The organism is Haloarcula sp. CBA1127 (genome assembly GCF_001485575.1).
In the GTDB taxonomy this organism is placed as follows: Archaea; Halobacteriota; Halobacteria; order Halobacteriales; family Haloarculaceae; genus Haloarcula.
Genome location: NZ_BCNB01000006.1, coordinates 255,038 through 264,620, shown reverse-complemented (window position 1 = coordinate 264,620; position 9,583 = coordinate 255,038). Strand labels below are relative to the sequence as shown.

General features: G+C 67.6%; 10 protein-coding genes. 7 read left to right on the top strand and 3 right to left on the bottom strand.

The window, feature by feature from the left end; genetic code table 11:
• Positions 1-2 precede the first annotated feature (2 nt).
• From AV059_RS06030 to AV059_RS06020, 3 genes are read left to right on the top strand one after another with little or no spacing between them, the layout of a single operon-like run.
• Positions 3-1,391, top strand: a complete 1,389-nt coding sequence (locus tag AV059_RS06030) for a DUF58 domain-containing protein (protein ID WP_058993053.1) — start codon at positions 3-5, stop codon at positions 1,389-1,391.
• A gap of 2 nt (positions 1,392-1,393) precedes the next feature.
• On the top strand, positions 1,394-3,007 hold the full coding sequence (locus AV059_RS06025; protein WP_058993051.1) for a hypothetical protein: 1,614 nt from the start codon (positions 1,394-1,396) through the stop codon (positions 3,005-3,007).
• 45 nt (positions 3,008-3,052) lie between these two features.
• Positions 3,053-3,463 carry an SHOCT domain-containing protein gene (locus AV059_RS06020; protein ID WP_058993049.1) on the top strand — a complete coding sequence of 137 codons (411 nt, stop codon included), beginning with the start codon at positions 3,053-3,055 and terminating at the stop codon, positions 3,461-3,463.
• 100 nt (positions 3,464-3,563) lie between these two features.
• On the opposite strand, the gene AV059_RS06015 is transcribed toward AV059_RS06020, so the two are convergent.
• On the bottom strand, positions 3,564-3,896 hold the full coding sequence (locus tag AV059_RS06015) for a multidrug efflux SMR transporter (RefSeq protein WP_058993047.1): 333 nt from the start codon (positions 3,894-3,896) through the stop codon (positions 3,564-3,566).
• Between the two features lie 193 nt (positions 3,897-4,089).
• Between AV059_RS06015 and AV059_RS06010 the strand changes: the two genes are divergently transcribed.
• Positions 4,090-4,875 carry a TrmB family transcriptional regulator gene (locus AV059_RS06010; protein WP_058993046.1) on the top strand — a complete coding sequence of 262 codons (786 nt, stop codon included), beginning with the start codon at positions 4,090-4,092 and terminating at the stop codon, positions 4,873-4,875.
• Positions 4,876-4,902: 27 nt separating this feature from the next.
• Here the strand turns inward: AV059_RS06010 and AV059_RS06005 are convergent, their stop codons facing one another.
• Entirely contained in the window at positions 4,903-5,862 is a 960-nt protein-coding gene (locus AV059_RS06005) for a MoxR family ATPase (protein WP_058993044.1), read from the bottom strand.
• Between the two features lie 143 nt (positions 5,863-6,005).
• On the opposite strand from AV059_RS06005, the gene AV059_RS06000 reads away from it, so the two are divergent.
• The 3 genes from AV059_RS06000 (at position 6,006) to AV059_RS05990 (ending at position 8,919) form a co-directional block, all read left to right on the top strand.
• Positions 6,006-7,292, top strand: a complete 1,287-nt coding sequence (locus tag AV059_RS06000; protein WP_058993042.1) for an O-acetylhomoserine aminocarboxypropyltransferase/cysteine synthase family protein — start codon at positions 6,006-6,008, stop codon at positions 7,290-7,292.
• A complete protein-coding gene (gene metX, locus AV059_RS05995; RefSeq protein ID WP_058993040.1) occupies positions 7,289-8,497 on the top strand; it encodes a homoserine O-acetyltransferase in 1,209 nt (402 codons plus the stop codon). The genes AV059_RS06000 and metX overlap by 4 nt, the downstream gene beginning before the upstream one ends.
• A 119-nt stretch (positions 8,498-8,616) precedes the next feature.
• On the top strand, positions 8,617-8,919 hold the full coding sequence (locus tag AV059_RS05990; RefSeq protein ID WP_058993037.1) for a rubredoxin-like domain-containing protein: 303 nt from the start codon (positions 8,617-8,619) through the stop codon (positions 8,917-8,919).
• A 25-nt stretch (positions 8,920-8,944) separates the two neighbouring features.
• Here the strand turns inward: AV059_RS05990 and AV059_RS05985 are convergent, their stop codons facing one another.
• On the bottom strand, positions 8,945-9,502 hold the full coding sequence (locus AV059_RS05985) for a hypothetical protein (protein WP_058993036.1): 558 nt from the start codon (positions 9,500-9,502) through the stop codon (positions 8,945-8,947).
• Between the last annotated feature and the right edge of the window lie 81 nt (positions 9,503-9,583).

Below are 9,583 nucleotides of genomic sequence, written 5' to 3'. Positions count from 1 at the left end.
CGATGCATCGCCGCGTCCGGCGCTGGAGTGGCGGCCTCGCGGCCGCGCTGTTTCTCGTCAGCGTCTCGCTTTTGACCGCCGAGCCGCTGTTGCTCGCGGCGACCGCAATCCCGCTCATCTACGTCGCTTACGGCGCGCTCTCGCGGGTTCCGGCGGGAACTGACTTGCAAGCGGCACGGTCCGTCTCCGACGCACAGCCGACACCGGGTGAGCCGGTCGCGGTCGAACTCACCCTCACGAACACCGGCAGCAGTTCGCTGACCGATCTGCGGGTCATCGACGGCGTGCCCGAGGAACTCGCGGTCGTCGAGGGGTCGCCGCGGCTCTGTACGTCGCTGCGGCCCAACGAGAGCGTGACGCTGTCCTACGCTGTGATGGCAAAGCGCGGGACCTACACGTTCGACGCTGCCGCGGTGCGGGTGCGGACGCTATCGGCCAGCGACGAGGTGACCGTTGACCTGCCTGTGGCCGGCGACGGGACACTGACGTGCTCGAACACCGTCTCTGAGGTGCCGATGGCCGACGCAACACTCCCGCGGGCGGGCACACTTCCGACCGATACCGGCGGAAGCGGGCTTGAGTTCCACTCGACGCGCAGCTACCAGCCCGGCGACCCGGTCAACCGCATCGACTGGCGGCGCTACGCCAAGACTGACGAGCTGACCACTATCGACTATCGGGAGGAACAAGCCGTCAGGACGGTACTGGTCGTCGACGCCCGGCCGTCGGCCCGCGTGACGCCAGAGCCGGGATTCCCGACGGGGGCGGAGCTGTCGGCCTACGCCGCCGAGCGCCTGTTCGACGCGCTTTCCCGGACTAGCGTCGTCGCGAGTGTCTGTGCCGTCGGATTGGCTGAAGAGGACGTCCCCGGTGGTCTCGGTCCCGACGGGCTAGCGTGGGTCGACGCCTCGGGCGGCCACGCGGCCGCCCACGCAAGACAGATATTCGACAGCGTGGGCCGCGCCGCAGCTCGGCAGTCGGACACCGACGCGGCAGATGACGCTGACGTGTCCGAGGACGATCAACCAGAGCAGCTCAGGGGCGGAGCTACGAGGGTGACGACGGCCGACGGTGGGACCATCGAGGACCCGGCCCTGCTCGCGGTGCTCGCTCGGCTCCCGCCGACCGCGCAGGTGGTCGTCTTCTCGCCGGCCGCCGACGACTGGCCCGTTTCGCTGGTGTCGTCGCTTGCGGTTCGTGACTACCCGACGACGCTCGTCAGTCCGTCGCTGGCCCGCGGGGACTCGCTCGGCGCGGCTGTCGCCGGCACCGAACGCACCGCCCGGCTCCAGCGGGCCGAGCTGTCCGGCGCGACCGTCATCGACTGGGACCTTGACAGCCCAATCGACGTGGCGCTCCGTGCCTCGCTCGCCGACCTGTTCAGCGTGTAACAATGGACGACACAATCTCGCTTCCGACCCGGATGCCTTGGACCAGCCTCGCCACCGTCGTCGGCGTGACGGGGCTGCTGGTCGCAGGACTGCTGGGAACCGTTTCCGCCGACCGAGCCGCGCTCGTCGGTGTGGCCACCGGTGTTTTGCTGGCACTGTCGCTGTGGCTGAGCGGCTGGAACCGCTGGCAAGCGGTTGGAACTGTTCTGGCCAGCGTCCTTGCGCTACCAGTTGCCGTCGGGCTGTCCGTCGCCACTGGCGGCACGGTCGTCTCGCTCGGTGCCGAACTGTTCCCCGTCACTTCCCAAGCTGGCGTCCGACCGGCGGTCGTCACGCTGCTGTCGCAAGTCATCGTTGTCCTCGGCTGTCTGACCGCTGTCTTCGGCGCGACCGCTGCCACCCGCGGCGTCGTCGACACCGAGCGGGTGGGGGCCTACGGTGGCGTCGTCGTGCGGACGACCGCCGTTCCGTTCGCTGTTGCCCTCGTACTGTTCACGCGGGGGGCCGTCGATTTCTTGCAGTCCAACGCCGGAACGCCGGGCGTCCAGCAACTGACCGGCGAGGCCCTCACTCGGGTGCTGGAACCGATTTTCGACCCGGTCCCCGGCCGAACGCATATCGCTATTTTCAGCCTGTTGCTCGCCCTCGCCGCCGCGGCGCTGGCCCGCGGACTCGACGCCTTGCCGCTTTCCGAACTCGTCCCGGAAACGAGCGATGCGCCCGATGTCGACAGGGCTGTCGCCGCCGTCGAGCGAACGTTTCGATGGACGGGCCGGCTCGCCCTGCTGGTCGCGCCGGTCGCTGGCCTGTTCGAACTGGGTCTCGGTCAGAAATCACTGGCCGGACTACTCCCGGCCGGGCTGTACGACTTCATTGTCGCCGTCACGGCCGCGCCGGGCCTTCGTGGCCTCCTCTGGTGGCTGTTCCTCAGTGGGACGGTCGTCTCGGTGGCTGTCTGGTTCCTCCGGCGGACGGTCCAGAGTTCGGCCGACCGCGTGGGGACCGTCCTCGCGCCGTACGTCGGCGGCGGCGTCATCACGCTCGGCGCGGTGGCGGTCGCAGGGCCGGCAGTCGGTGCCATCGAAACGGCGCTCCGGGCAACGCCGGCCGCGGCGGCCGTCGAACAGCTCTTCGTTCCGATACTGGACGTGTACGGCCCCGAGACCGTCACACTGGCGCTGGCCGTTGTGGCGCTGTTTTCGCTCATCGGCGTCGTCGGACAGTTGTCGGTGGCGCTGGCGACGAGTTATTTGCGCGAGCGGACGGCCGGCGTCACGCTCGCTGCGGCCGGCCTGTTCGGTGCGAGCGCCTTTGCCGCGACGCTTTCGACGCCGACGTGGCTGGTGCTTGCGGGCCTGGTCGGTGCCGTCGTCGTCTGGGACGCCGGGTCCTTCGGGACGACGCTGGGACACGAGGTCGGCAGCGGGGCCGCGACGCGCCGCACCGAACTCGTCCACACCGGAGGAACCGTCGCGGTCGGCGGCGTCGGCGCGGCGGCGACGCTGGGGCTGTCCGGCGTCGCCCGGGGTTCTATCGCTGTCGAGCCATCGGTCGCCGTGGCGGGCCTCGTGGTCTGTCTCGTCGCCGTGCTGGCGCTGGTGGCCGCGATACGGTAGGACCGCACCGAACCATCCATTGTGGTGTGGTGACAAGTCAGCAGTATGACCGACCGGTCCCCGCTGGAGCGGGCCAGAGACAACGCGACGGAACTCGCCTCGCTGGCGGTCACCGGGTTCTGGCTCGTTGCTCTCCTCACCGGGCAGGAGTGGTGGCTCGTGGCGCTGCTCGTCGGCTACGTCGTGGTCGTCCCGCTCACCGAGATACTGCTCGGCGAGTCCGACGACGAACCGGCCGATGAGACCGCCCACGAGCGCGACGAGCCGGCGACGTCGACCGACGCCGAAGCGGAAGCCGAAGCCCCCCTCGACCGGCTGCGCCGCCGCTACGCCGAGGGCGAACTGACCGACGAGCAGTTCGAGCGGAAACTGGAGCGGCTGCTGGAGACGGAGACGCTGGAGGACGTTGAGGACGCGACTCGGGACAAGCGGGAACGGGAGTTCGAGCGGAGCTGAGTGGGAGTAACGTAGCTGGTCGGTGTTGTTCTCACTCCGAGCGGGTGCCGGGCATCGAGTCCCCAGCGAAAGTATGGATTCCGCCGCCAGTCCCTACGAGTCAGTGGGCGGCCATCGACGACAGGACGTTGAGGCAGTACACGCCAGCGACGATAAGCGCGATCCCGACGACGCCGACCGGGTCGACCGGTTCGTCGAACACGACGGTTCCGATAGCCGCGACACCGACGATACCCAATGCGGCCCACGTCCCGTAGACGACGCCGATGGGGAGCTCCTCCAGGGTCAGCGAGACGAGGTAGAACGCCGCGCCGTAGCCGAGGACGACGCCGAGGCTGGGAACGGGATTCGAGAACCCTTCCGAGAGCTTGAGCGCGGTCGTTCCGAGCAGTTCTGAGGCGATTGCGGCCCCGAGCAACACGTATGGATTCATACTGAGAACGCCGGCCGGCGGGGGGATGAACGTACTGAAACGCCCCGCCACTTTCGGTGTGTTTCGGCCGCTAGGCGGCCCTGGCAGCGCTTTCGGTGGCAGGAAACCCACATCGGGGCGCTCCTCGCGCCGACCGCACCCGCGTCGAGTCCGGTCCTGTGGACCTTTGTACCGGCCGCTTGATCACCCGACGATGACCGAACTGGCCGAACTCGGGCTCTCGAACTACGAGGAGACGGCGTATCGGACGCTGCTGGTGACCGGTGCGGTGTCCGCGAGCGACCTCTCCGACGCGAGCGGCGTCCCCCGGGGGCGGATCTACGACGTGCTCAACGGTCTCGAAGCCCGTGGGATAGTCCGGACCCAGTCGACCGACCCGACGCGGTACACCCCTGTCGACCCGGAGACGGTCGTCGACAGGCTGCTCGCGGAGCGGACCCGCGAACTGGCATCGGAGTTCGATCGGTACCGGTCCGTCGCCGCGTCCGTCAGGGCGGAGCTCCTGCCCGCGCCGCCCGTCGACAGCAGTTTCTGGCTCGGATCGCTCGGAAGCGAGGAGATGCGGGCGGCGATGAGACGGCACGTCAGGACCGCCCGAGAGCATGTCCGGGCGACCGTCGGTCCGCCGTACGAGCGCGCGTCGTGGGAGACGCTCCAGACCGAGGTCGACGCGTTCCTCGACGGTGTGGGTGATGGCGTGCGGGTCGACCTGCTCTGTAGCGAGGCGGTACTCGACGTACTTCCCGAGTCGCTCCCAGACCTGCTCGCCGACCGCAACGCGGCGGTCCGGTCGGTGCCAACGGTCGGGGTCTCCTTCGACGTGATCGACGCCGCGGCGGTGACGGTCGACGTTCCGGATCCGCTCTCGCCCGCCGACAGGCTCGGCGTGGTCGGAATCACCGATTCGGAGGTCGCGGCGGCGTTCGAGGCCCGCTTCGAGCGACTGTGGACCGAGGCGGAGCCGCTGCTGGGGCGGTAATCCGGAACCGACTGGCGGTGCCCGGTCTCAGCGGCCGGGGCTGACGGCCGGCACTTCGACGCGGTCCAGCACGTCGTCGACGACGGTCGCCGGGTCGACGCCGCGGACGCCCGCGTCAGCGGTCAGGACGAGCCGGTGGGCGAATGCCTCCTCGACAACGGTTTTCACGTCGTCTGGGACGGCGTAGTCGCGGCCATCGAGGACCGCGGCGGCGCGGGTCGCCTCGAACAGCCGCTGAATACCACGCGGGGAGACGCCGACGTCCACGCGGTCGTCCTCGCGGGTGGCCCGGCCGAGTTCGATAACGTAGTCCCGGAGCGTGCCGTCGACGGTGACCGATTCGACAGTCTGCTGGAGCGCCGGCAGCCGCTCGCCGTCGATGACGCTGGTGACGCTCGGGGCTTGGGCCGTGCGGTCGGCCCGCCGGTCGATGAGTTCGCGCTCGCCGCCGAAGTCGGGATAGCCCATCGACGTTTTGACGATGAAGCGGTCCCGCTGGGCCTCGGGCAGGCCGAAGGTCCCCTCCTGTTCGACGGGGTTCTGCGTGGCGATGACGAAGAACGGGTCGGGGAGGTCGTGGGTCACACCGTCGACGGTCACCTGCTTCTCCCCCATCGCTTCGAGCAGTGCGGCTTGGGTCTTGGGCGGCGCGCGGTTGATCTCGTCGGCCAGCACAACGTTGGCGAAGACGGGCCCGGGCTGGAAGTCGAACTCGCCGGTGGCCTCGTTGAACACGTTCGAGCCGGTGATGTCGGACGGGAGCAGGTCCGGCGTGAACTGCACCCGCTTGAAGGAGAGGTCAAGCGCCGTCGCGAACGACTGGGCGGTGAGCGTCTTCCCCGTGCCCGGCACGTCTTCGAGCAGGACGTGTCCCCGGGCGAGAATCCCGGTCATGACGGTTTCGAGGAAGTGGTCGTCAGCGATGACGGCACTGCCGACGGCGTCGAGAATCTGTCGGCTGGTTCGTCCGGCAGTGTCGTGGTCCATACCGGCGTGTAGACAGCCACCGACAAATACCCTCTCCCTCGGGTCCACCAGTCGGCGGACCGATACCGTGTTATCTTATCACAATAAGAGAGTATTGCCGTAACTCTGAGTTATAGATAGCTAGAGATATATGCATACTGCACATGACCGACGACTACGGATTCGGGACGCGCTGTGTCCACGCCGGCCAGGAGGAGCCGGACCCGGCCACAGGGGCACGCGCGCCGCCCATCTATCAGACCTCGTCGTACGTCTTTGAGGACGCCGACACCGCGGCCGACCGGTACGCCCTGAATGACGACGGCAACGTCTACTCGCGGTTCGACAATCCCACCGTCCGGATGCTCGAAAACCGCATCGCCTCCCTCGAAAACGCCGTCGACGCCGTCGCGACGGGGTCGGGGATGGCCGCACTCGACGCCGGGACGTTCGTCCTCGCGGCCAACGGCGACAACATCGTGACGGCCTCCTCTATCTACGGCGGCACCCACTCCTATTACTCCAACACCGCCAGCCGCCGGGGTATCGAGACGCGGTTCGTCGACACGCTCGACCCGGACGCCTACGCTGAGGCCATCGACGAGAACACAGCCTACGTCCACTTCGAGACCATCGGCAACCCCTCGCTGGTCGTCCCACCGATGGAGGAAATCGCCGAGGTAGCCCACGACCACGGTGTGCCCGTCTTCGTCGACAACACGTTCGGAACGCCGGCCCTATGTAACCCGCTCGACCACGGCGTGGACCTCCTCTGGGAGTCGACGACGAAGTGGATCCACGGCTCCGGGACGACCGTCGGCGGCGTCCTCGTCGACGGCGGCTCGTTTCCCTGGGACGAGTACCCCGAAAAGTTCCCGGAACTCGGCGGCGAAAACGAGGCCTTCGGGAAGAACTTCTCCGAGGCCTTTGGCGACCGCGCCTTCTCCGTCGCCGCCCGTCAGCGCGCGCTCCGGTCGCTCGGCGACGGCCAGAAGCCCTTCGACGCCTGGGCGACACTCCAGGGCGCAGAAACCCTCTCTCTGCGGATGGAACGCCACTGCGAGAACGCGATGGCTGTCGCCCAGCACCTCGAAGACCACCCCGAGGTCGCCTGGGTCACCTATCCCGGGCTGGAGAGCCACGAGACCCACGACCTGGCACAGCAGTACCTCTCCGGTGGGTTCGGCGGCATCGTCACCTTCGGGCTGGAAGCCGGCTACGACGCTGGCCGACGGTTCTGTGAGGAGACGGACCTCGCCCAGTTCCTCGCGAACATCGGCGACGCGAAGACGCTGGTCATCCACCCGGCCTCGACTACCCACGCCCAGCTCAGTGAGGCGGAACAGCGCGCCAGCGGCGTGACCCCGGACCTCCTCCGGTTCAGCGTCGGCATTGAGGACCCAGAAGACATCATCGCAGATATTGACGAGGCCATCGAACGAGTCACATGAACGTCGAACACAACACTGTCTCGCTTGGCGAGTTCGAGTTTGACTGCGGGGAGACGATTCCGGATCTGGAAATCACCTACGAAGCCTATGGCGAGTTCGACGGCGACAATGCGGTGCTGGTCTGTCACGCGCTGACCGGCAGCGCCCACGTCGCCGGCCGCGACCGGGTCGACAGCGCCGATCAGGCCCGCGCCTGGTGGGACGATATCGTCGGCCCGGGCAAGGCCATAGACACCACGGAGTACTACGTCGTCTGTGCGAACGTGCCCGGCTCCTGCTACGGGTCGACTGGACCGAAAAGCGAGAACCCGGAGACGGGCGAGCCCTACGGCACCGACTTCCCGCCGGTCACTGTCACAGACTGGACCGAAGCCCAGCGCGCGCTGCTTGACGAACTCGGAATTCCCCACCTCCACGCCGTCGTCGGCGGCAGCGTCGGTGGCATGAACGTCATCGAGTGGGCCAAGCGCCACCCGGACCACGTCGACCGCATCGTTCCTATCGCCGCCGCTGCGCGACTAGACACGCAGTGTCTCTCGCTCGATGCCATCGCCCGCCGGGCCATCACGACCGACCCGAACTGGAATCAGGGCCACTACTACGGCGAGGACGACGAACCGCCCAGCGACGGGCTTGCACTGGCCCGCCAGCTGGGCCACGTGATGTACCTCTCAAAGGCGTCGATGGAGCGGCGCTTCGGCCGCCGCGCCGCCGGCCGGGACGCCGTCCGGACGTTCCCCACTGACGCCGCGGGCGCGTTCTTCCCGTACCGCGACGTGGAGTCGTATCTCGATTATAACGCCGAGAAGTTCACCGAACGCTTCGACGCCAACAGCTACCTCTATCTGACACGGGCGATGGACAACTACGACCTCGCCGCCGGGTTCGAGTCCGATGCGGACGCGCTGGCGGCCTTCGACGGCGACGCGCTGGTGATGTCCTTTACCGCCGACTGGCACTTCACCACCCAGCAGGCGGAGGCGTTAGCCGACTCGCTCCGGGCGGCCGACGCGAACGTCGCCCACCATGTCATCGACTCCGACCACGGCCACGACGCGTTCCTCGTCGAACCGGACAACGTCGGGCCGCCGCTCGCGGACTTCCTCGACGCGGGCGTCGACGGTAACGCCGTCACCGACTCCGTTGTCGAGGATAGTCAAGAGAGCAATTTCGCACCCGTCCACAACAGCCTGTTCTCGCAGTAGCGACGCGGGCGTGTCATCCGGTGACGGGCAGGTTCGCTCTCCCTCGGTTCGGCTCATCAATCATGCATATCCTGTTTCACGCTAGCATTTAACACATCTCGGGACGACTGTCTCTACGTATGGCTGACATGACCACGGACATCGAAAACGATGAGTATTCGTTCGGACAGACGGTGTACGACGAGGACGGCAATGAACTCGGGACGATCCGCGGGTTCGACGAACACGGGTTCTACGTCACGGTCGAGGAGGGCATCGAAGCGATGTCGAGCGAACACGTAAGCGCCGGGGCCGCGGGCGAGGCCGAACTGATGTGGCGCTGCTGGGAATGTGGTGAGATGGGGCAGATAGCGGACATCCCCGACAAGTGCCCGTCCTGTAACGCGCCAAAAGAAGACATCTACTACTGGCAGGAGGACTGAGGCGACGCCCGCTAACAGGCCGGGCTTACGCCCGCTCGAATCGCTCGGCGACGGCCGGTCCGACTGTCTCCAGCACAGTTTCGACGGCCGATGGCGGGAGCGAAAACCGAAGTGTCGTCCAGTCGAGTTCGAGGATCGCGTGCCCGTCCGCATCACCGATGACGACGTACACCAGTGTCCCCCCGTAGACTCGCGCCAGCGCGTCGAACGTCTCTGCCGTCATCGGCACCGTTCCGGTCGTGTGGGTGTCGGTCGCCGACACGTCGGTGTGGCCCGCGAGTGTCTCGACAGCGAACCGTTCGTGCTGGGGAGTGTCTCGTCGGCCGACACCGAGGTGGACAAACGCCTTTTCCGGGGACCGTGGTGACGCGTCCAGCACCGCCGCGAGCACGTCCAGCCCGACCGCCTCGTCAGGGTCGGACAGTTCGAACCGCTGTGTGGTCTCGTCCTGTGGCCAGGTCGGACCCGGTTCGACGCCGCCACCGATGCCCTCCCACGCCGTGACGATGGTCTCGGTCAGCCGGTCGATACCAATCTCGTCGATGGCTCGAACTACCGCCTCGGCGTCGTCGGAGTCGCCCATGGCCCCTCGTTCGTCGCTCGCGGTCAAGTGCGTGCTGATTCCGGCACGCCGGTGGTGGGTTTTTGTCCGGGCCGTCCCTGC

What these genes read in the sequence shown, in the direction of transcription:
- AV059_RS06030 (WP_058993053.1), top strand. Translation starts at nt 3, where the DNA reads ATGCATCGCCGCGTCCGGCGCTGGAGTGGCGGCCTCGCGGCCGCGCTG.
- AV059_RS06025 (WP_058993051.1), top strand. Translation starts at nt 1,394, where the DNA reads ATGGACGACACAATCTCGCTTCCGACCCGGATGCCTTGGACCAGCCTC.
- AV059_RS06020 (WP_058993049.1), top strand. Translation starts at nt 3,053, where the DNA reads ATGACCGACCGGTCCCCGCTGGAGCGGGCCAGAGACAACGCGACGGAA.
- AV059_RS06015 (WP_058993047.1), bottom strand. Translation starts at nt 3,896, where the DNA reads ATGAATCCATACGTGTTGCTCGGGGCCGCAATCGCCTCAGAACTGCTC.
- AV059_RS06010 (WP_058993046.1), top strand. Translation starts at nt 4,090, where the DNA reads ATGACCGAACTGGCCGAACTCGGGCTCTCGAACTACGAGGAGACGGCG.
- AV059_RS06005 (WP_058993044.1), bottom strand. Translation starts at nt 5,862, where the DNA reads ATGGACCACGACACTGCCGGACGAACCAGCCGACAGATTCTCGACGCC.
- AV059_RS06000 (WP_058993042.1), top strand. Translation starts at nt 6,006, where the DNA reads ATGACCGACGACTACGGATTCGGGACGCGCTGTGTCCACGCCGGCCAG.
- metX (WP_058993040.1), top strand. Translation starts at nt 7,289, where the DNA reads ATGAACGTCGAACACAACACTGTCTCGCTTGGCGAGTTCGAGTTTGAC.
- AV059_RS05990 (WP_058993037.1), top strand. Translation starts at nt 8,617, where the DNA reads ATGGCTGACATGACCACGGACATCGAAAACGATGAGTATTCGTTCGGA.
- AV059_RS05985 (WP_058993036.1), bottom strand. Translation starts at nt 9,502, where the DNA reads ATGGGCGACTCCGACGACGCCGAGGCGGTAGTTCGAGCCATCGACGAG.